This window comes from Sphingopyxis sp. KK2, assembly GCF_001990265.1.
Taxonomy (GTDB): domain Bacteria; phylum Pseudomonadota; class Alphaproteobacteria; order Sphingomonadales; family Sphingomonadaceae; genus Sphingopyxis.
In genome coordinates this window covers 1-18596 of record NZ_LYVN01000035.1, presented here as the reverse complement: position 1 = coordinate 18596, position 18596 = coordinate 1, and the positions used below count along the sequence as shown (strand labels likewise).

General features: G+C 67.3%; 24 protein-coding genes. 11 read left to right on the top strand and 13 right to left on the bottom strand.

The window, feature by feature from the left end:
* Positions 1-34 precede the first annotated feature (34 nt).
* The 10 genes from pheT to B1A78_RS08180 all read right to left on the bottom strand — a co-directional run bounded on the left by pheT (position 35) and on the right by B1A78_RS08180 (position 8960).
* Complete coding sequence (pheT, locus tag B1A78_RS08225) at positions 35-2431, bottom strand: phenylalanine--tRNA ligase subunit beta (RefSeq protein WP_077146484.1); 2397 nt, start codon at positions 2429-2431, stop codon at positions 35-37.
* A complete protein-coding gene (pheS, locus tag B1A78_RS08220) occupies positions 2428-3525 on the bottom strand; it encodes a phenylalanine--tRNA ligase subunit alpha (RefSeq protein WP_077146495.1) in 1098 nt (365 codons plus the stop codon). Before pheS ends, pheT begins: the two co-directional genes overlap by 4 nt.
* Before the next feature lie 87 nt (positions 3526-3612).
* The gene (locus tag B1A78_RS08215; protein ID WP_077146483.1) at positions 3613-4515 is read right to left on the bottom strand and encodes an AraC family transcriptional regulator; all 903 of its coding nucleotides are present in this window, start codon (positions 4513-4515) and stop codon (positions 3613-3615) included.
* A gap of 313 nt (positions 4516-4828) precedes the next feature.
* On the bottom strand, positions 4829-5194 hold the full coding sequence (gene rplT / locus B1A78_RS08210) for a 50S ribosomal protein L20 (RefSeq protein ID WP_077146482.1): 366 nt from the start codon (positions 5192-5194) through the stop codon (positions 4829-4831).
* A 13-nt stretch (positions 5195-5207) separates the two neighbouring features.
* The gene (gene rpmI / locus B1A78_RS08205) at positions 5208-5411 is read right to left on the bottom strand and encodes a 50S ribosomal protein L35 (RefSeq protein WP_056341643.1); all 204 of its coding nucleotides are present in this window, start codon (positions 5409-5411) and stop codon (positions 5208-5210) included.
* A 182-nt stretch (positions 5412-5593) separates the two neighbouring features.
* Entirely contained in the window at positions 5594-6376 is a 783-nt protein-coding gene (gene hisN, locus B1A78_RS08200; protein ID WP_077146481.1) for a histidinol-phosphatase, read from the bottom strand.
* A gap of 1 nt (position 6377) precedes the next feature.
* Positions 6378-6785, bottom strand: coding sequence for a VOC family protein (locus B1A78_RS08195; RefSeq protein ID WP_077146480.1), 408 nt, complete (start codon positions 6783-6785; stop codon positions 6378-6380).
* Positions 6785-7720, bottom strand: coding sequence for a ribose-phosphate pyrophosphokinase (locus tag B1A78_RS08190; protein ID WP_077146479.1), 936 nt, complete (start codon positions 7718-7720; stop codon positions 6785-6787). Before B1A78_RS08190 ends, B1A78_RS08195 begins: the two co-directional genes overlap by 1 nt.
* Positions 7721-7828: 108 nt before the next feature.
* Positions 7829-8125: a hypothetical protein gene (locus tag B1A78_RS08185; RefSeq protein ID WP_144037741.1), complete on the bottom strand. Its 297-nt coding sequence runs from the start codon at positions 8123-8125 to the stop codon at positions 7829-7831.
* 52 nt (positions 8126-8177) lie between these two features.
* The gene (locus tag B1A78_RS08180; RefSeq protein WP_077146477.1) at positions 8178-8960 is read right to left on the bottom strand and encodes a LytTR family DNA-binding domain-containing protein; all 783 of its coding nucleotides are present in this window, start codon (positions 8958-8960) and stop codon (positions 8178-8180) included.
* 150 nt (positions 8961-9110) lie between these two features.
* Here B1A78_RS08180 and B1A78_RS22610 point away from each other — a divergent pair, with 150 nt between their 5' ends.
* The 3 genes from B1A78_RS22610 to B1A78_RS08165 are packed head-to-tail and all read left to right on the top strand — an operon-like array spanning position 9111 to position 11775.
* Complete coding sequence (locus B1A78_RS22610; protein WP_077146476.1) at positions 9111-9611, top strand: DUF2306 domain-containing protein; 501 nt, start codon at positions 9111-9113, stop codon at positions 9609-9611.
* A 32-nt stretch (positions 9612-9643) separates the two neighbouring features.
* Positions 9644-11317 (top strand): NAD+ synthase, encoded by a 1674-nt coding sequence (locus B1A78_RS08170; RefSeq protein ID WP_077146475.1) that lies wholly within the window; start codon positions 9644-9646, stop codon positions 11315-11317.
* A gap of 23 nt (positions 11318-11340) precedes the next feature.
* The gene (locus tag B1A78_RS08165; protein ID WP_083733962.1) at positions 11341-11775 is read left to right on the top strand and encodes a DoxX family protein; all 435 of its coding nucleotides are present in this window, start codon (positions 11341-11343) and stop codon (positions 11773-11775) included.
* Here B1A78_RS08165 and B1A78_RS08160 read toward each other — a convergent pair.
* Positions 11699-12883 (bottom strand): diguanylate cyclase, encoded by a 1185-nt coding sequence (locus B1A78_RS08160; protein ID WP_077146474.1) that lies wholly within the window; start codon positions 12881-12883, stop codon positions 11699-11701. The two genes, B1A78_RS08165 and B1A78_RS08160, sit on opposite strands and share 77 nt — an antisense overlap.
* A 102-nt stretch (positions 12884-12985) precedes the next feature.
* Here B1A78_RS08160 and B1A78_RS08155 point away from each other — a divergent pair, with 102 nt between their 5' ends.
* The 3 genes from B1A78_RS08155 (at position 12986) to rpmG (ending at position 15558) form a co-directional block, all read left to right on the top strand.
* Complete coding sequence (locus B1A78_RS08155; protein WP_077146473.1) at positions 12986-14296, top strand: glutamate--tRNA ligase; 1311 nt, start codon at positions 12986-12988, stop codon at positions 14294-14296.
* 142 nt (positions 14297-14438) lie between these two features.
* A complete protein-coding gene (locus B1A78_RS08150; RefSeq protein WP_083733961.1) occupies positions 14439-15173 on the top strand; it encodes an energy transducer TonB in 735 nt (244 codons plus the stop codon).
* A gap of 217 nt (positions 15174-15390) precedes the next feature.
* The gene (gene rpmG / locus B1A78_RS08145) at positions 15391-15558 is read left to right on the top strand and encodes a 50S ribosomal protein L33 (protein WP_058810591.1); all 168 of its coding nucleotides are present in this window, start codon (positions 15391-15393) and stop codon (positions 15556-15558) included.
* A 131-nt stretch (positions 15559-15689) separates the two neighbouring features.
* Here the strand turns inward: rpmG and B1A78_RS08140 are convergent, their stop codons facing one another.
* A complete protein-coding gene (locus B1A78_RS08140) occupies positions 15690-16175 on the bottom strand; it encodes an Lrp/AsnC family transcriptional regulator (RefSeq protein WP_077146472.1) in 486 nt (161 codons plus the stop codon).
* Positions 16176-16310: 135 nt separating this feature from the next.
* Between B1A78_RS08140 and B1A78_RS22605 the strand changes: the two genes are divergently transcribed.
* Positions 16311-16457, top strand: coding sequence for a hypothetical protein (locus B1A78_RS22605; protein WP_179102009.1), 147 nt, complete (start codon positions 16311-16313; stop codon positions 16455-16457).
* An 81-nt stretch (positions 16458-16538) separates the two neighbouring features.
* Here the strand turns inward: B1A78_RS22605 and B1A78_RS08135 are convergent, their stop codons facing one another.
* On the bottom strand, positions 16539-16901 hold the full coding sequence (locus tag B1A78_RS08135) for a response regulator (protein ID WP_054732297.1): 363 nt from the start codon (positions 16899-16901) through the stop codon (positions 16539-16541).
* A gap of 89 nt (positions 16902-16990) precedes the next feature.
* On the opposite strand from B1A78_RS08135, the gene B1A78_RS08130 reads away from it, so the two are divergent.
* The 4 genes from B1A78_RS08130 to B1A78_RS08115 form a co-directional block, all read left to right on the top strand.
* On the top strand, positions 16991-17263 hold the full coding sequence (locus B1A78_RS08130) for a DUF3572 domain-containing protein (RefSeq protein WP_083733959.1): 273 nt from the start codon (positions 16991-16993) through the stop codon (positions 17261-17263).
* Positions 17260-17901, top strand: coding sequence for a hypothetical protein (locus B1A78_RS08125; RefSeq protein ID WP_077146470.1), 642 nt, complete (start codon positions 17260-17262; stop codon positions 17899-17901). Before B1A78_RS08130 ends, B1A78_RS08125 begins: the two co-directional genes overlap by 4 nt.
* 11 nt (positions 17902-17912) lie before the next feature.
* Positions 17913-18377, top strand: a complete 465-nt coding sequence (locus B1A78_RS08120) for a RidA family protein (protein WP_077146469.1) — start codon at positions 17913-17915, stop codon at positions 18375-18377.
* Positions 18378-18385: 8 nt separating this feature from the next.
* Positions 18386-18596: peptidogalycan biosysnthesis protein (locus B1A78_RS08115; RefSeq protein ID WP_179102008.1), on the top strand; the 211-nt coding region annotated here is incomplete at its 3' end.

Sequence of the window (18596 nt, the reverse complement as noted above, 5' to 3'; positions counted from 1 at the left end):
TGTGAGACGGCCAAGGCCCGGCGGTCGTTAGTCCTCACCCCCGCAACACCGCCCCCACCTTCGCTGCCGCCGCGACCACCTTGTCGGCGATCACCTTCAGCTCGGCCTCGGCAAAGCTCTTTTCCGCCGGTTGCAGCACGACTTCGACCGCCAGGCTCACCTGACCATCGGGTACGCCCTGGCCCGCGAAGCGGTCGAACAGGCGCGCGTCCACGATCAACGCCTTATCGGCGCCCTTGACCGCGCGGACGAGGTCGCCCGCTGCAAGGGCTTCGGGCGCGAGGAAGGCGAAGTCGCGGCGCACCGCCTGCAGCGCGGGCGGGGTGAAGGCGCTGCGTGCCGGGCCGCTCGCGCGCTTCGCGGGGATTGCATCGAGGAAGATCTGAACCGCCATCACCGCGCCGTCGACGTCATAATGACGCGCGAGCGACGGATGCAGCGCGCCGAATTCGGCGAGCACCGCCTTGGGACCGAGCCGCAAGGTCGCGGCTTGTCCGGGGTGCCAGATGCCGGCGTCGGCGACCGGTTCCATCACCTGCAATCGCTCGGTCGGCGCGCCCGCCGCGTCGAGCAGCGCGAGCGCGGCGGCCTTGGCGTCATAGGCGGTGAAGGGCTGCGCCTTGCCCGCCTGCCAGCCGCGTTCGCTCTTGCTGCCCGCCATCACGACGCACAAGGTCGGATGCTCGGCATCGCTCAGATAGCGGCGCCCGATCTCGAACAGGCGGATGCTGTCGGCACCGCGATTCTGGTTGCGCTGCGCCGCCGCGAGCAGCCCGGGCAGCAGCGACGGGCGCATGACCTTCAGATCCTCGCTGATCGGATTGGCGAGGCTCCACGCGCCGCCGCCGAAGGGCGCGGCCTCGCGGTCGGACACGAAGCTCCACGTCACCGCCTCATGATAGCCGGCGGCCGCCGCGGCGCGGCGCAGCCGGCGTTCGAGCGATTGTTCGGGCGTCGCGGTCGGCTTGGCGACGCCGTCGGCGCGCGGCAGCGCGACCGATTCGATCGCATCGAACCCGGTGATGCGCGTGACTTCCTCGACGATGTCGGGCGCGGCGTCGACGTCGCGGCGCCAGCTCGGCACCGCGATTTGCCAGGGGCTGGCTTCGGTGACGCCGAAGCCCAGCGATTCGAGGACCGCCCGCTGCCTGACGGGTTCGATCGCGATCCCGCCCAGTGTCGCCGACAGCGCCGGGTCGTAATCGACCGTCCTGGTCGTGAGCGGCGGTTCGCCCGCGCGCGTCATCGCCGACGGGGTGCCGCCGCAGATGTCGAGGATCAGCTGCGTCACGATCTCGGTCGCATCGTCGAGGAACGCCGGGTCGACCCCGCGCTCGAAGCGGCTGCGCGCGTCGCTGGTCAGCGCCAGCGCCTGTCCGGTCAGCGCGATGCGTTCGGGGGTGAAATAGGCGATTTCGACGAGCACATCGGTCGTCGTCTCGCTGCACCCGCTATGCTCGCCGCCCATGATGCCCGCGATGTCGTGGACGCCGCTGTCGTCGGCGATCACCGTCATGTCGCCCGCGAGCGTATAGTCCTTGCCGTTCAACGCGGTGACGGTTTCGCCGTCCGTCGCGCGGCGCGCGACGAGCGCGCCGGTCAGCTTGGCGCGGTCATAGATATGGCTCGGGCGGCCGAGATCGAACATCACATAATTGCTGATGTCGACGAGCGCCGAGATCGACCGCTGCCCGATCGCCTCGAGCCGGCGGCGCATCCACTCGGGGGTCGCGACCTTGTTGTCGACGCCCGCGATCGTGCGGCCATAGAAGGCGGGGCAGGCGTCGGGTGCGAGGGTAGCGATTTCGGTCGCCGGGGCACCCTGTCCGTCGATCGACGGGACGGTCAGCGGCTTGAGCTTGCCAAGCCCGGCGGCGGCGAGGTCGCGCGCGATGCCGCGCACGCCCATGCAATCCTGCCGGTTCGGGGTGATCGAGATGTCGACCACCGGGTCGTTCGCGCCGGCATAATCGGCGAAAGCCGTGCCGACCGGCGCATCGGCGGGAAGCTCGATGATCCCGTCATGGTCGTCGCCAAGCTCGAGTTCGCGCGTCGAACACATCATGCCGTTCGATTCGACCCCGCGCACGGCCGCGACCTTCAGCTCCATGCCGTTCACCGGCACCACCGCGCCGGGCAGCCCGAGCACGCCGACGAGACCGGCGCGCGCATTCGGCGCACCGCACACGACGGTCAGCGGGGCGCCGGCGTTGATTTCCGGGCCGGCCTCGACGGTCAGCACCTGCAATTTGTCGGCCTGCGGATGTTTCTCGGCGGTCAGCACGCGCGCGACGCGGAAACCGGCGAGCTTCTCGGCCGGATTCTCGACGCCTTCGACCTCATGGCCGATGCGGTTCAATGTCGCGACGACATCGGCGACGGTGAAGTCGCCGTCGAGATGTTCGCGGAGCCAGTCGAGGGTGATCTTCATGCCGAAATCCCCCCGCTGAGCGTCGGGACCGACAGCGCGCCGAACCCGTAATGGGCGAGCCAGCGCAGGTCGCCGTCGAAGAAGGCGCGCAGGTCGTCCATGCCATATTTGAGCATCGCGAGCCGGTCGACGCCGACCCCGAAGGCGAAGCCCTGCCATTCGTCGGGGTCGAGCCCGCAATTCGCGATCACGCGGCGGTTGACCATGCCGCTGCCGAGCAGCTCCATCCATGCATGGCCGTCGTCGTCGCCGTTACCGCCGACGATGCGGCGGCCCTTTTCCTGCTTGTAGCCGACATCGACCTCGGCCGAGGGTTCGGTGAAGGGGAAATAGCTCGGGCGCAGTCGCAGCACGATGTCGTCGGTCTCGAAATAGGCCTTGAGGAAGGTTTCGAGCGTGTATTTGAGGTGCCCCATATGGATGCCGCGGTCGATGACGAGACCTTCGACCTGATGGAACATCGGCGTGTGCGTCGCGTCGCTGTCGCTGCGATAGACGCGGCCGGGGGCTATGATCCTGATCGGCGGCGCTTTTTCCATCATCGTGCGGATCTGCACCGGCGATGTGTGGGTGCGCAGCAGCATACGCTGCGCGGCACCTTCGCCAACTTCGGGGAAATAGAAAGTATCGTGCATCGCTCGCGCCGGATGCGTCTCGGGAATATTGAGCGCGGTGAAATTGTGCCAGTCGTCCTCGATCTCGGGCCCCGTCGCGACCGCGAAGCCCATGTCGGCGAAGATTTCGGCGAGCTCGTCCATCACCTGGCTCACCGGATGCACGCTGCCGCGCGGGCTCGCGTCGGCGGGGAGCGTCATGTCGAGCCGTTCGTTCGCGAGCTTCGCCTCGAGCGCTGCGCCTTCGAGCGCCGCCTTGCGTGCGGCGAGCGCCGCGGTGACGCCCTCGCGCAGGCTGTGGATCTGCGGGCCGACGACCTGGCGCTCCTCGGGGGTCAGGCCGCCGAGCGTCTTGAGCAGACCGGTGATGCTGCCTGCCTTGCCGAGCGCGGCGACGCGCAGCGCCTCGAGCGCGTCGAGATCGGTCGCGGCGTCGATCGCGCCGGTCAGCTCGGCCTGCATGGCCTGATAATCGCTCATCGTCATTCGTCCTGCGGCGGCGGAAATACCGCGCTTTGTCGCGGCGCCGCTTGCACCGAACGGGGCGCACGGGTCAACCCCGAAGGCCTAGTTTCCGGGCTGGTGCAGCCCCTGCACCGCCGCCCCGATCGCGGCGGCGCGGGCGCGTGCGGCGGCGCCGAGGATCGGCTTGGGACGCGCGGCATAGGCGCGCGGACTCATCCCCATGAAGCGCTGGAAATCGCGGGTGAACTGTGCCTGGTCGTAATAATGATAATCGAGCGTATCGATCCACGCCATCGACGGGTCGAGCATGAAGCGCGCGAGGCTGCGCAGGAAACGCTGGCGGCGCAGCAGCAATTTGGGCGGAAAACCGAAGGCGCGGCGGCTCAGCCGCTCGACCGAGCGTTCGGACAGGTCCAGTTTTTCGGCGAGTTCGGCGACGCTGCCGAGATCGGCGTCGACCAGCGCGCTGTGCGCGGCGAAGATCGCAGGATCGTCGCGCGGCGTGCCCGCGAGCTGCGCGACGAAATAATCGTCAATCAGCTGCGCCCCGGCCTCGACGTCGTTGCTGCCGCGCAAGCGCTCGGCCAGCGGCACGAAGGCGGCAAAGGCCGGATGCGCCGCGGCGTCGCAGAAGCGATCGGCGAGATCCTCGGCCGGCAGGGTGAAATATTTCGCCCAGCCCATCGGCAGGATGCCGATCCCCCAGGTGCGCATCGTCCCGACCGAGAAATAGGTGGCGCGGCTCGTCGGCCCGGTCAGGTTGAACCGCGGCGCCGGCATCGGCGGGGCATCACCGATCGCGCTCATCGTCGTCTCGCCCTCGATGAAGCGCATATTCGCCCATTCGGGGTGGAGATGATCCTCGACCCGGACGCCGGGGGGCGCATCGACCTCGGTCAGGTAGATGATGCTGGCATAGGGGCGCAGCGCCGCAGACACGGGAAAGAAGCGTGTCGCAACGCGCACATCGGCGCTCTTGTCCGAATGGCTGGCCTCATTCGTCATGACGCCACACCCTTCGCACCGATGCGAAAAAAAACAACAGGCTAAGCGATTCAATTGTCGGGTTTTTACAATATTTGTCGGCCCGACGACCGCATATGTCGCCGCAAGGGACATCTTCCACCTGCCGGCGGCTTTCTGCGACCCACGGCTTTTCGGTACGGAGGGAGGGGGGCGATGCGTCGTTTACGATCATCGTCGGAACGGCGTGAAGGGAAACCTTCGCGCCGTTTCTGTTTGCGCGGATGATTTCAGGCACGAAAAAGGGCGGCCCCTCGCGGGACCGCCCTTAATTCGTTCAGCGACGCTGGAAGGCTCAGGCGGCCTTGGGCAGCGCTGCCTTCGCCTGCGCGATGACGGCCGCGAAGACGCCGCCTTCGTTCATCGCCAGGTCGGCCATGACCTTGCGGTCGAGGTCGATACCGGCCAGCTTCACGCCGTGCATGAACTGCGAATAGGTCAGGCCTTCGGCGCGGACCGCGGCGTTGATGCGCTGGATCCACAGGGCGCGGAAGTTCCGCTTCTTAACCTTGCGGTCGCGATAAGCATATTGGCCGGCCTTTTCGACCGCCTGCTTGGCGACACGAATGGTGTTCTTGCGACGGCCGTAATAGCCCTTCGCCTGCTCTAATACGCGTTTGTGCTTGGCGCGCGTGGTGACGCCGCGTTTGATGCGTGACATTTACCTGCGCTCCTTACTTCAGGCCATAGGGCGCCCAGAGGCGCACATGGGCCACATCCGAATCGCTCAGCACGCTGGTGCCGCGGTTGGTGCGGATATATTTGGCATTGTGGTTGATCAGGCGGTGGCGCTTGCCGGCAACGCCGTGCTTCACCTTGCCCGAGGCGGTGAATTTGAAGCGTTTCTTCACACCGCTCTTGGTCTTCAGCTTGGGCATTTTGGTCTCCTTTGGAAGTCCGTTTGCGTATCGACATGGCAGCCCTTTCAGCCAGCCGGTACAATCGGAAGCGGCGCGCTTAGGGGAATTCATCCCGAAATGCAAGCGATTCGGGGCTGAAATCGCGGCTTTGCCGGAACGGTGCCCGCTCAGAAGCCCGCCCCGCCGATCCGCGCGCCGCCTCAATGGTGGCAGGCAAGCCCCTCGACGACATCCTCGAGCCGCGCCGGATCGCCGAGCGCGATGACATGGCCGCTGCTTTCGCGGTGCAGCGGGTCGCCGTTCCAGTCGCACATCGTGCCGCCCGCGCCCTCGACGATCGGGACCAGCGCCGCGAAATCGTGGAGCTTCAACCCCGCCTCGACCACCAGGTCGATATGTCCGCTCGCGAGCAGGCCGTAATTATAGCAGTCGCCGCCGAAGACCATGCGCTTGTGCGCGGTCTGCGCCGCGAGTGCCATGAAATGCTCGCCGTCATGGTCGCTGAAATATTGCGGCCCTGTCGTCGCGAGCACCGCGCCCGCCAGTTCGCGGCATGCCCGCGTGCGGGCAGGGGCGCCGTTGAACAGCGTCGGCCGGCCCATCGCCCCGATCCAGCGTTCGCCCGAAATCGGCTGGTCGATGATCCCGAGCACCGGCCAGCCGTCCTGCAGCAGCGCGATCAGCGTGCCGAAGATCGGGCGGCCCGCCATGAAGCTTACCGTGCCGTCGATCGGGTCGAGCACCCATTGGCGTGACGCGTCGGGCCGTTCGCTTCCAAACTCCTCGCCGATGATGCCGTCGCGCGGCGCCTCGGCGGTGAGCAGGCTGCGCATCGCGGCCTCGGCACCGCGGTCTGCCTCGGTCACCGGCGAGGCGTCGGCCTTGGCTTCGGACTGATAGGCCGCGCGGAACAGCGGGCGGATGGCGGCGCCGGCGGCGTCGGCGAGGCGGTTGGCGAGCGCGAGGTCGGAAGAAAGTGACATGTCAGCGACGATAGTCCCATTGATTGGCGTTGAGGCCGATGCCTTCGCCGAAAGTGATCAGATTGCCGTCGGGATCGCGCACCCAGAATTCGCGCTGGCCATAGTCATGGTCGCGGGGTGGGCCCCAGCAGTCGGCGGGAAGCTGCGCGAGTGCGGGATGGAGCGTGCCGAAGAGCGCCTGCGCGTCGACGACATCGACATAGGCGTGGCTGCAGCCTGGCGCGTTGCGCGCGCCATCGTCGAGTTGGAGCAATCGAAAGGCGACGCGCTCGCGCTCGACATAGGCATAGCCGCCTTGGTCGACGAAGACGGTGAAACCCAGCGTATCGCGGTAGAAGCCGAGCGCGGCCTCCATCGCGGCGACCCCCAGAAAGGGTGTCACCTGGATGAAGGGCGAAGTGCCGCTCATCAGTCGAAGAGCGAGGAAACGCTCGATTCGTCGGCGATGCGCTTGATCGCTTCGCCGAGCAGCGGCGCGACGGTCAGCGCGCGGACCTTCTTGCTGCCGTTGACCGCGTCGGTCGGCTGGATCGAATCGGTGATGACCAGCTCGGTGAGTTCGCTCGCCTCGACGCGTGCGACCGCGCCGCCCGACAGCACGCCATGCGTACAATAAGCGACGACGCCCTCGGCGCCCGCGGCCTTCAAGGCGCCCGCGGCGTTGCAGAGGGTGCCGGCCGAGTCGACGATATCGTCGATCAGGATGCAGAAGCGACCCGACACGTCACCGATGATGTTCATCACTTCCGACTCGCCGGCGCGTTCGCGGCGCTTGTCGACGATCGCCAGCGGCGCGTTGTCGAGGCGCTTGGCGAGCGCGCGCGCGCGGACCACGCCGCCGACGTCGGGCGACACGACCATCAGATTCTTGCCCGCAAAGCGCGCCTGAATGTCGGCGCTCATCACCGGGGCGGCGTAGAGGTTGTCGGTGGGGATGTCGAAGAAACCCTGAATCTGCCCGGCGTGCAGATCGATCGCGAGCACGCGGTCGGCACCCGAGGTGGTGATCAGGTTCGCGACGAGTTTCGCCGAAATCGGGGTGCGCGGGCCGGGTTTGCGGTCCTGCCGGGCGTAACCGAAATAGGGAACGACCGCGGTGATGCGCTTGGCCGACGCGCGGCGCAGCGCGTCGTTGATGATGAGGAGTTCCATCAGATTGTCGTTCGCCGGGAAATTCGTCGGCTGCACGACGAAGACGTCCTGCCCGCGGACATTCTCATGGATTTCGACGAAGACTTCCTCGTCGGCAAAGCGCCGGACGCTGGTGTCGGTCAGCGGCAGTTCGAGATAGTCGGCGATGGCGCGCGCCAGCGGCAGGTTGCTGTTGCCGGAGATCAGTTTCATGGGGTGCGACGCCCTTTCGCGCGGGAATGATGCGCGCCCCTTAGCCAGCGCGGGCGCGAAGGGGAAGGGTCAAGTTGGCTTGCGCGGCGCGAATGCTTCTGCGGCCGGTTATTTTCCGGGATCGACGACCCGCCAACGCCCGTTCTTCCACCGCAACCGGACGGACATGGGCTGCCATTGGCCGAACGCATTGTCGAAAAAGCTCTTGGTACGGACCTCGTACCGGCAATCGTGACTTCCCCCGGCGACGGGTTCGCACATGGCGCCGCGCGTTTCGACGTCGGGCGCAAATTCGGCGTAAAGCCTGCCGTCGCGCGTTTGGTCGACATATGGACCGATGACGCGGGTCACCTCCAGCGCCTGGATGTCGTCGGCGCTTGGCGCAGTCAGGGCGAGCAGGGCCATAAGGACGGGCATCGGCGACGTATATCCTATGCCGAACGGCCGACAATAACCATCAGAGCCACCCCGCGGTGCGAAGCGCGGGCATCATGTCGCGTGCGACGGGCGCTTCATGGCCCGACGCCAGCACGACCACCGCAGTCCGGCCGTCGCGGCGCACGCTTTCGACGGCGTCTTTCGCCACCCACCAGCTGCGATGAATACGCAGCCCTTCGGCATCCCCCAGCCGCTCGATCGCGTCGCGCATCCGCATCAGGATCATCTCCTCGCGGCCCTCGCCGATCACGCGGACATAATGATCCTCGCCTTTCAATGCGCGCACCGGGCCGAACCCCGGTGGCAGCGGCAGGGTCGGCGCCACCGGCTCGGCGGGGGGCAGTGGTTCGGCAGGGGACGAAGCCGGAGTGGCGTCGGCGGAACTCGGCGCTTCGGAGGCGGGAGCGGGTGCCGTGCGGCCGAACACTGCGCCCATCGCGATCGAAACCACCGCCGCGACGATCCAGATATAGAGGTACATCGTCCAGAAGCCCGGCCAGCGCAGCGCCTCGGCGAAGTCCATGCGCATCGCCATCATCGTGATGATCAGCGTCAGCGGCACGCTCGCGACGACGAGCGCGAGCAGGGTGCCGGCGAAGCGCGGCAGGCCGGTGGCCTCGCACAGCCAGCGCGCCACGACGCCGGTCGGGCGAAACAGGATATAGCCGGCGAGCAGCCAGATCACCCAGCTCAGCATGCGCTGCGCCGGCGGCGCGCCAAAGGTGCCGAAGGGACCGAGCAGCCCGATCAGCAGCCCGAGCGCCACCATCACCAGCAATTCGATCGTCAGCCTTTTCGCCATATCGCGCCTTGTGTCTGCCATTTCACGAAGCGTCAATCGGCCGGTCGTCCGCTTTGGCGAAGAAATCCGCCGCTTTTGCGAAGCCTCGCTTGCCCGCGAACGGCACCGGGGCAGGGACGGGGCATCGTTTCGTCCAACGGGGATTTCATCATGACCGCTCTCACCGCCAAGCCCGCCCGCACCGCCAGTTTGCGCCGCATCGCCGTCACCGCGCTGATCGTGCTGGCGATGATCGCCCTGGCGCTGCTCGTCCGCTCCTTCACCGGCGCCTCGGACTATCGCACCCCGGCGTGGGCGATCCAGATCCACCTCGCGACGGTCATCCCCGCGCTGCCGCTCGGTGCGTGGCTGCTCTGGCGCCCGGTCAAGGGCGACGCGGCGCACCGCATCGGCGGGCGCGTCTGGGCGCTGCTGATGATCGTCACCGCGATCGACAGTTTCTGGATCCGCACGATCACCGGCGGCATCGGTCCGATCCATCTCTTTTCGGTGCTGACGTTGGTGCAGCTGCCGCGCGCGATCTGGTTTGCGCGCAATGGCCAGATCGACCGCCACCTCAAGACGATGCGCGGTGTCTATTTCGGGCTGCTCGCCGCGGGCTTCTTTGCGATGGCGCCGGGCCGCACCTTGTGGGCGCTTCTCTTCGGTTGAACGGTGGGGGCGGTTGGTCCTAAAGCCGGGGCATGACCGATCAGCTCTCCATCATCCTGTCGCAGATGACCCAGGTGGTCGGCGACCTCGCCGCCAACGCCGACGCGATGCGCGCCGTTCGGGCGCGGCACCCGGGGGCCGACCTGATCCTCTATCCCGAGTTGCAGCTGATCGGCTACCCGCCCGAGGATCTGGTGCTCAAGCCCGCGCTCGCCGAGCGCGCGGCGAAGCTGCTCGCCGAACTCGCGGCCGAAACCGCCGACGGCGGCCCGGCGATGCTGGTGGGGTCGGTCGAGCGCGCCAAAAATGAAGATGGGGGCGACGCCCTCTACAACATCGTCGCCTTGCTCGATGGCGGTCGGATCGTCGCGACGCGGCGCAAGCATGAGCTGCCCAATTACGGCACCTTCGACGAGAAACGCGTCTTCGCTCCCGGGCCGCTGCCCGACGTCGTCCTATGGCGCGGCATCAGGCTGGGCCTGCCGATCTGCGAGGATGGCTGGTTGCCCAAGGTGTCGGCGCATCTCGCCGCGCAGGGCGCCGAACTGCTGATCTCGGTCAACGGCAGCCCCTATGAGATCGACAAGGACGACCGCCGCCTGTCGCAGGTCTTCGCCGGCCGCGTCGCCGAAACCGGGCTGCCGCTCATCTTCCTCAACCGCATCGGCGGGCAGGACGAGCTCGTTTTCGACGGCTGTTCCTTCATACTCAACGCCGATGGGACGACCGCGCATCGGCTCACCGACTGGGAAGCCGAGGAACGCGTCACCCGCTGGACCAGGGGCGATGCCGGCTGGGTGTGCGACGCGGGTGCGATCGCCGAGTGGGAAGCGCATCCCGCCGATATCTACAGCGCGATGATCCTCAGCTTGCGCGACTATGTCGAGCGCAACCGCTTCCCCGGCGTCGTGCTCGGGCTGTCGGGCGGGATCGATTCGGCGATCTGCGCCGCGATCGCCGCCGACGCGCTCGGCCCCGACAAGGTGTGGTGCGTGATGCTGCCCAGCCGCTTCACCAGCCAGGAAAGCCTCGACGATGCGGCGGGATGCGCGGCGATGATCGGCTGCCGCCTCGACACCATCCCCATCGCCCCGGCGGTCGACGCCTTCGACCAGATGCTGTCGGACAGTTTCGCCGACCGGACGGTCGATACGACCGAGGAAAATGTCCAGTCGCGCATCCGCGGCGTGACGCTGATGGCGCTCAGCAACAAATTCGGCCCGATGCTGCTCACCACGGGCAACAAGAGCGAGATGAGCGTTGGTTATGCGACCATCTATGGCGACATGGCGGGCGGCTATAATCCGCTGAAGGACGCATATAAGATGACGGTCTTCGCGGCGGCGAAGTGGCGCAACGAAAATGTCCCGCGCCTGTCGCGCAACCCGGTGACCCCGGTGATGCCCGATACGATCATTACCAAGCCGCCGAGCGCCGAACTGCGCCCCGACCAGAAGGACGAAGACAGCCTGCCCGCCTATCCCGACCTCGACCGGATGCTGCATATGCTCGTCGAGGAAGAAGCGAGCGTCGACGATGTCGTCGCGCGTTACGGCTTCGACCGCGATGCGGTGGCGCGGATCGAGCGCCTGCTGTCGATCGCCGAGTACAAGCGCCGCCAGGCGCCGCCGGGGGTGAAATTGTCGACGCGCAATTTCGGCCGCGACCGCCGTTATCCGATCACCCATGGTTTCCGGACGGGGTGATGCGCCAATAAGGGGGAGTGACGATGGCTTTGCTGGGAGAGGGGGTGCCGCCCGCGCGCGCGGCGACCGCGCTGGAGGCGCTGCGGATCATCGTTGCGCTGCTGATCCTGATCCACGGCGTCTGGCGCCTGACGATGGGCGGGGTCGAACCCTTCGGTATCTGGCTGGGCAGCCTCGGCTTTCCCTATGGTTATGCCTGGGCGATGGCGGTGACGCTCTATGAACTCGTCGGCCCCGTGCTGATGCTCGCGCGCCGCTGGACGAGCTTCGCCGCGCTCGGTCATGCCGCGATCCTGTCGCTCGGCGCGGTGCTCGTCCATCTGCCCTTCGGCTGGTTCGTCGTCGGCGCCGGGCGCAACGGCGTCGAATATAGCGTGCTGCTTATCGCCGCGCTGCTCGCGATCGCCTGGGCCTGGTGGCCGCGGCGTGCGGCGCCGGAGCCGGCGACGCTGCACTGACCGGGCTCGCATCGCGCGGCGGCTTGGCGGCGTAAAGCGCCTCGTCGGCGCTGCGCATCAGGTCGAGCAAAGACGTGCCGTCGTCGGGCGCCCGCGCCAGCCCCGCGCTCGCGCCGATGCGAATCGGCTGGCCATCGATGGGGAAGGGTGCGGCGAGCACCGCGAGCAGCGCGCTCGCGCGCACGTCGAGCGCCTCGGCGTCGCAATCGGGGAGCAGGATCGCGAATTCGTCGCCGCCGATGCGCGCGACCGTCGCCGCCTCGCCCGCCTGCGCGCGCAGCCGCCCGCCGATCGCGATCAGCAACAGGTCGCCCGCGGCATGGCCATGACGGTCGTTGACCGGCTTGAACCCGTCGAGGTCGATCAGCACCAGCGCGGTGCCGTCGCGGCCATCGGCGAAATACTCCTCGGCCGCCATATGGAGCGCGCGCCGGTTGGCGAGCCCGGTCAGCGGGTCGGTCATCGCCTGGCGCTGCAACTTGCGACGCAGCTCGAGCATCTCGATCTGCTGGTCATGCTGGTCGAAGACCAGCCGGACGAGGAAGGCGACGGCGAGGATGACGATCGCGACCGCGATCTGATCCATGCGGTTGCCGGTGGCGAGCAGCGCGGCGACCACCGGGGCCAGACCCGCGCCGAGCACTGCAAGCGTCGCGCCGCGCACCGACGCGAGGCAGAAGGCGGTGGTGAGCGTCCCCATCACCATGAACATCGGATAGTAGCTGCGCTGGCCGGGTTCGGAGAAGAGCCAGCTCGCCGAGGTCCACAGGCTGCACAGCGCGGCGATCGGCACCGCGATCAGCGCGAGCCGCGCAATCAGCCGGCGCGCGGCGGCGACGGTCATCGGGCGCGAACGGCTGCGCAGCCAATGGACGAGGCGGATCGCCGACACGGCGATGGCGGTCAGCGGCATGCCATAGCGGATCAGCCAATGTGCTTCGCCCGCCGCGGCGAGCATCGCGACTGAAACGACCGCGATCAGCGTCGCATAAAGGAGCGGTACGAGCACCTGCAGCCGCGCCACGCGCATCAGCGCGAGCTCGTCGGCAATCGCCGCCGGCACCGGCGGCCACAGCCGCGCGCGCCATCCCCTCGTTTCACCCTCCATCGCCCTACGCTAGGGTGAAAGCGCGAAAAAGCGGTTAACCGGCTGCCCGGCGGACAAGTTGACGGTCGCCATCGGGCGGCGAAGGCGGCTATAGGCGCGCGCATGACCGTGACCACCCGTTTCGCCCCGTCGCCGACCGGCCATCTGCATGTCGGCAATGTCCGCACCGCGCTTCACAATTGGATGTGGGCGCGCAAACAGGGCGGACGCTTCCTGCTGCGTATCGACGACACCGACCTCGAACGATCGAAGGAAGACTATGTCGACGGCATCCGCGCCGACCTTGCCTGGCTCGGCCTCGATATCGACGGCGAGGAGCGGCAGTCGGCGCGTTTCGACCTTTACGAGCGCGAGTTCGAGAAACTGAAGGCCGCCGGGCGCGTCTATGCCTGTTACGAAACGCCCGAGGAGCTCGATATCCGGCGCAAGGTGCTGCTGTCGCGCGGTCTGCCGCCGGTCTATGAGCGCAAGCCCGCGGATGCGCCGGTGCCCGAGGGGGCCCAGCCGCACTGGCGCTTCCGCCTCGACCATGGCGCGCCGATCGCTTGGACCGATCTGATCCGCGGCGACCAGCATTTCGACCCGAAATCGATGTCCGATCCGGTTGTGCGGCGCGCCGACGGCAGCTGGCTCTACCTGCTCCCCAGCGTGATCGACGACATCGACATGGGCATTTCGCATGTCGTGCGCGGCGAAGACCATGTGTCGAACACTGCGGCGCAGCTCCAGATGTTCGACGCGCTCGGCGCGGCGCCGCCCGCCTTCGCGCATGAGGCCTTGCTCGTCGGGACCGAGGGCAAATTGTCGAAGCGCCTGGGCTCGCTCGGGATGGACGCGCTGCGCGATGCCGGCATCGAACCCGTCGCGCTCGTCGCGCTGCTCGCGCGGCTCGGCACCAGCGACCCGGTCGAGCCTGTGACCGACGCCGCGCCGCTGGTCGCCACGATCGACTTCGCGCATTTCGGCCGCGCCCCGGCGCGCTTCGACGAGGCCGAGCTGGCGCTGGTCAACCAGAAGATCGTCCACCTGCTCGAATTCGATGCGGTGGCCGGCCGGCTGCCGCCGCCGATCGACGCAGCGCGCTGGCATGCGATTCGCCCGAACCTGATGACGATCGCTGAAGCGGCCGATTGGGTGGCGGTGTTCGATGGCCCCCTCGCCCCGCCGCCCGCCGAGGACGCCGACCGGCCGGTGCTCGCTGCTGCCGCCGCCGCCGCGCCCGGCATCGACTGGGCCGTCGACCCCTGGCACGCGCTGACGGGTGCGGTGAAGGAGGCGACCGGCGCCAAGGGCCGCGCGCTGTTCCTGCCGCTGCGCCGCGCGCTGACCGGTCGCGACCATGGCCCCGACATGGGCGAACTGCTGCCGCTCATCGCCAAGGAGCAGGCGATTTTGAGGCTCACCGCCGGCTGACAGGGGTAGCGCGGGGCCCGCGCGACTTGCCGACCTTCCGGGTTGACAATCATAGGTATGTTATAATATCACATGATTGCGACCTGGCCGGATAGCAGCACAAGCGCGGCGGCCGTGGGTCGGTTCGGCAAGGAGAGATGCCATGACCCTGATACCCTTGATGTCCGCGATGCTGTCGTCGCGCCAATCCGCAGCGGTGCCCGCCGGTGGCGGATCGATGCTCCAGCGCGGCAGCTATAATCCCGGTGCCGGCCATCGACCCTTCGCCGCGGTGTTCGCGGTCGGGGTGCCGGTCGCGCTGCTGACCGTCGTCGCGCTGACCCCGATGATTTCGGTGATCACCGAAAAACCGGGGCCGACGGAGGTTCATAATATTCCCGAGGAAAAGCCGCTGCCGCCGCCGCCAAAGGATGACCCGGCGCCGAAGCAAAAGACGGCTCCCGAAACGGAATTGACCACGGCGCCGACGCCGTTCCCGCCCATCAACAACGGTCCGCTTGCCGATCCTTCACCGCCCGTGCCGCCTGCGCCGCTTCCGCCGCTTCCGCCGGGCCCGGTCGCTGATCCGGCCCCGCCGCCTGCGCCCAAGCTGATCCTTGCGCAGCTCGATCAACGCTTCATCGGCAACTTCCAGCCCGACTATCCGGTGCGCGAGCAGCGCGAAGGGATCGAGGGCGTCGCCCGCGTCCGCGTGCTGATCGGCACCGACGGCAAGGTGAAGCAGGTCGAACTGGTCAGCACCGACAGCCCCGGTTTCTTCGAGGCGACCAAGCGCCGCGCGCTGTCGAAATGGCGTTTCAAGGCGGCAACGCGCGGCGGCGTCGCGGAGGAAAGCTGGAAGGAGATGACGGTGCGTTTCGAGATCCGCAACGCCTGACGTCTCTCCCGGGCGAGCGGCGGCCGCGCTCCTGACACCGGCCGTCGTTCGTTCGTTTCGCTTGACATAAGCGCCGAATCCGGTCAGAGGCGCGCGCTTATCGGGGGCGGTGTGCTTGCGCGCCGCCCTGTTCATTTCACACCATCAGTCGGGGTCTCCGCCCCGCGCGCCGTCACCGTCCGCCGGTTTCTGCGTCAATATTTCGAGGAACAGGGCCATGGCCAAGCCGACGACCGTCAAGATCAAGCTCGTGAGCACCGCCGACACCGGCTTCTTCTATGTCACCAAGAAGAACCCGCGCACGATGACCGAGAAGATGGCGCAGCGCAAATATGACCCCGTCGTGCGCAAGCATGTCGAGTTCAAGGAAGCCAAGATCAAGTGATGCATCGACCCGTTCGGCATAGCTGAACGGAGCGGCGATGCGTCATCCCGGCGAAAGCCGGCATCGAGGGGCGGCCTTTGCGCCGCCCTTTTTCGTGCGTATGCGATCGGCGCCTTCGGCCTCGATCGCCCTTACCCCACCCGCAACGGCCGCCGCGCGACGTCATTTTCGATGATGTTGCGGATCGCGATCATCGTCGTGAAGCTGTGCACGCCCCTGTCCTCGCCGAGCGCGCGGCGGGTGAAGCGGTCATACTCCTCCATCGTCCCGACCTGCACCTTGAGCAGGAAATCATCCTCGCCGGTGACGTCCCACGCGCCGGTGATTTCGGGATGGCGCACGATCTCGCGCGCGAACTGGTCCATCGTCTGCGGCCCCGCCTGCTGCATCCGCACCAGCACATGCATCGTCAGCGCCGACCCGGTCAGCGCCGGGTTCACCACCGCGATGTCGGCGACGATGATTTTTTCGTCGCGCAGCCGCCGCAGGCGGCGCAGCACCGCCGACAGCGACAGCCCGACCGTGTCGGCGAGCACCCGCGCAGGCTGCTGATTATCCTCGCGCACCAGCGCGAGAAGGCGGCGGTCGAAATCGTCGAGATCGGGCAATTTTCGCATTCACGCGAATATAATGCGAAAATTGATCATTCATATGGCGAATATAGGCGCCAATCGCCGCCCGCGCCGTCCTAGAAAGATCGCGTCCGGGCCGCTCTCCCCATCCCTTGCCGGTCCGGACGCAGGAGATACCCCATGACCCACACCAACGAATCGAACTGGATCAACCGGTTGTTCGCAGCCGTGATCGAAACCTCGGAAACCGCGGTCGCGGTCCATTATGCCGCGCCGTGGACCCGGGCGCCGGGCAAGCGCACCGATAACGGCGCGCGCGCCGCCTGATCGGCCGCGCGGACCCGCAAAAGCAACAGCATCGGGAGGGCGGCGCAACGTGCCGCCCTTTTTTCGTTCCGGCCTGCCGCCTCAGGCGAAGGCCCCGACGCTCTCGATGAACTTGATCACCGAAATCGGCTTCGAGACATAGGCCTCGGCCCCCGCGGCGCGGATCTGGTCCTCGTCGCCCTTGCCGGCATAGGCGGTCACCGCCATGATCGGCACCGCGCGCAAGGTCAGGTCGGCCTTCATCTGGCCGATCAGTTCGAGCCCGCTGACATGCGGCAGCTGGATATCCATGATGATCAGGTCGGGCGATATCTCGCGCGCCTTCGCCAAGGCGTCGCGCCCGTCGCGCACCGGATGGGCGCTATAGCCATGGGCGTTGAGCAGGTCGCAGAACAGGCGCAGGTTGAGCTCATTATCCTCGACGACCAATATGGTCTTGCCCATGCTATTTCGCTTCCCCACCTTGCGTTAATGGCCGGTTTAGGCGAATCGGCGCGGCGATACAATTGCCTCGCGCGAAAGGGAAAAGCGACGTGCACGACGCCGACGAGGCGCTGGCGCTCCAGGCGCTGGGCTGGATATTGACCGACGAACCGCGCGCCGAACGGCTGCTCGCGCTCACCGGGCTGACGCCGCAGGATTTGCGCGAATCGCTCGGCGACCGATCGACGCTCGCCGCGATCCTGTCGTTCCTGACCGCGCATGAGTCCGACCTTGTCGCCTGCGCCGTCGGGCTCGACCGGAAACCCGAAGAGCTTGCAGCCGCCGCGCACCGGCTGGCCGGCGATGAAAGGATAGAGACATGAACCGCCCGCTCGTCATCACCGATTGCGACGAGGTGCTGATGCACATGGTCGTGCCCTTCGCCAAATGGGTCGACGACGAACATGGCGTGCTGTTCCGCATCGAGGACGCGAGCTTCGCGGGCGCGCTGAAGCGCAAGGAATGCGGCACGCCATTGGAGGCGGCCGAAGTGTGGCCGCTGCTCGACGGCTTTTTCACCACCGAAATGACGCGCCAATATCCGATTCCCGGCGCGCTCGCCGCGATGGCCGAGATCGCCAAGCATGCCGATATCGTCGTGCTCACCAATGTCGGACCCGAGCATCAGGCGCGCCGCGTCGACCAGCTCGCCGAACATGACTTCCACGCTCCCGTGATCGGCAGCCGCGGCGGCAAGGGCGAACCGGTGCGCCGCCTGATCGAGCAATATCAGCCATCGGTCGCGGTCTTCATCGACGACCTCGGCGGGCATCACACGTCGGTCGCGCAGGAGGCTCCCGATGTGTGGCGCCTCCACCTCGTCGGCGAACCCGCCATCGCCGACAAGATCGCGCCGTCGAAACACGCCCACGCCCGCATCGACAATTGGACCGAGGCGCAGGACTGGATATTAGCGCGCCTCGCCGAAAATATTCCCGCCCCTGCCCCCGTCACCGTATAAGGATTACCCCCATGGATATCGCCGCAAAGCTCGCCGACCTCGGCCTCGAACTGCCCAAGGCCGCCGCGCCCGTCGCCGCCTATGTGCCCATCGTCGAACAGGGGGGCATGCTCTATGTCAGCGGCCAGCTTCCCTTCGACGACGGCAAGGTCGTCACCGGCCGCCTCGGCGCCGATGTCGATGTCGCGGGCGGCTATGACGCCGCGCGGCGCTGCGCGCTGATGCTGCTTGCGCAGATCGGCAATGCGCTGGACGGCGACTGGTCGCGGATCGAGAAGGTCGTGAAGCTCGGCGTTTTCGTCAATTCGACTCCCGATTTCACCGATCAGGCCAAGGTCGCCAATGGTGCGTCCGAATTGTTCGAATCGCTGTTCGGCGATGCCGGCCGCCACGCGCGCGCGGCGGTCGGCGTCGCGGTGCTGCCGCTCGGCGCCGCGGTCGAGGCTGATGCGATCGTCGCAGTGCGGCCGGCTTAAGGACCGCGATGGCCGAAGCCGACCCGCCCGCCCGCACCATCTCGCTCGGCACCGGCGTCGAGGCGATCGAGGCTGCGGCGTGGGACGCGCTCCACGACGGCGGCAATCCCTTTGTCGGCCATGCCTTTCTGTCGCTGCTCGAGAGGTCGGGCAGCGTCGGGCCGGGGACCGGCTGGCAGGCCGCGCCCCTGTTGGTCGAGGATAAGGCGGGCACGCTCG

What these genes read in the sequence shown, in the direction of transcription:
- B1A78_RS08165 (WP_083733962.1), top strand. Translation starts at nt 11,341, where the DNA reads ATGGCTTTGCTGGGAGAGGGGGTGCCGCCCGCGCGCGCGGCGACCGCG.
- hisN (WP_077146481.1), bottom strand. Translation starts at nt 6,376, where the DNA reads ATGTCACTTTCTTCCGACCTCGCGCTCGCCAACCGCCTCGCCGACGCC.
- B1A78_RS08215 (WP_077146483.1), bottom strand. Translation starts at nt 4,515, where the DNA reads ATGACGAATGAGGCCAGCCATTCGGACAAGAGCGCCGATGTGCGCGTT.
- B1A78_RS08160 (WP_077146474.1), bottom strand. Translation starts at nt 12,883, where the DNA reads ATGGAGGGTGAAACGAGGGGATGGCGCGCGCGGCTGTGGCCGCCGGTG.
- B1A78_RS08195 (WP_077146480.1), bottom strand. Translation starts at nt 6,785, where the DNA reads ATGAGCGGCACTTCGCCCTTCATCCAGGTGACACCCTTTCTGGGGGTC.
- B1A78_RS08180 (WP_077146477.1), bottom strand. Translation starts at nt 8,960, where the DNA reads ATGGCGAAAAGGCTGACGATCGAATTGCTGGTGATGGTGGCGCTCGGG.
- B1A78_RS08135 (WP_054732297.1), bottom strand. Translation starts at nt 16,901, where the DNA reads ATGGGCAAGACCATATTGGTCGTCGAGGATAATGAGCTCAACCTGCGC.
- B1A78_RS08150 (WP_083733961.1), top strand. Translation starts at nt 14,439, where the DNA reads ATGACCCTGATACCCTTGATGTCCGCGATGCTGTCGTCGCGCCAATCC.
- B1A78_RS08190 (WP_077146479.1), bottom strand. Translation starts at nt 7,720, where the DNA reads ATGAAACTGATCTCCGGCAACAGCAACCTGCCGCTGGCGCGCGCCATC.
- rpmG (WP_058810591.1), top strand. Translation starts at nt 15,391, where the DNA reads ATGGCCAAGCCGACGACCGTCAAGATCAAGCTCGTGAGCACCGCCGAC.
- rpmI (WP_056341643.1), bottom strand. Translation starts at nt 5,411, where the DNA reads ATGCCCAAGCTGAAGACCAAGAGCGGTGTGAAGAAACGCTTCAAATTC.
- B1A78_RS08125 (WP_077146470.1), top strand. Translation starts at nt 17,260, where the DNA reads ATGAACCGCCCGCTCGTCATCACCGATTGCGACGAGGTGCTGATGCAC.
- B1A78_RS22610 (WP_077146476.1), top strand. Translation starts at nt 9,111, where the DNA reads ATGACCGCTCTCACCGCCAAGCCCGCCCGCACCGCCAGTTTGCGCCGC.
- B1A78_RS08170 (WP_077146475.1), top strand. Translation starts at nt 9,644, where the DNA reads ATGACCGATCAGCTCTCCATCATCCTGTCGCAGATGACCCAGGTGGTC.
- B1A78_RS08185 (WP_144037741.1), bottom strand. Translation starts at nt 8,125, where the DNA reads ATGGCCCTGCTCGCCCTGACTGCGCCAAGCGCCGACGACATCCAGGCG.
- B1A78_RS22605 (WP_179102009.1), top strand. Translation starts at nt 16,311, where the DNA reads ATGACCCACACCAACGAATCGAACTGGATCAACCGGTTGTTCGCAGCC.
- B1A78_RS08155 (WP_077146473.1), top strand. Translation starts at nt 12,986, where the DNA reads ATGACCGTGACCACCCGTTTCGCCCCGTCGCCGACCGGCCATCTGCAT.
- pheS (WP_077146495.1), bottom strand. Translation starts at nt 3,525, where the DNA reads ATGAGCGATTATCAGGCCATGCAGGCCGAGCTGACCGGCGCGATCGAC.
- B1A78_RS08120 (WP_077146469.1), top strand. Translation starts at nt 17,913, where the DNA reads ATGGATATCGCCGCAAAGCTCGCCGACCTCGGCCTCGAACTGCCCAAG.
- rplT (WP_077146482.1), bottom strand. Translation starts at nt 5,194, where the DNA reads ATGTCACGCATCAAACGCGGCGTCACCACGCGCGCCAAGCACAAACGC.
- pheT (WP_077146484.1), bottom strand. Translation starts at nt 2,431, where the DNA reads ATGAAGATCACCCTCGACTGGCTCCGCGAACATCTCGACGGCGACTTC.
- B1A78_RS08140 (WP_077146472.1), bottom strand. Translation starts at nt 16,175, where the DNA reads ATGCGAAAATTGCCCGATCTCGACGATTTCGACCGCCGCCTTCTCGCG.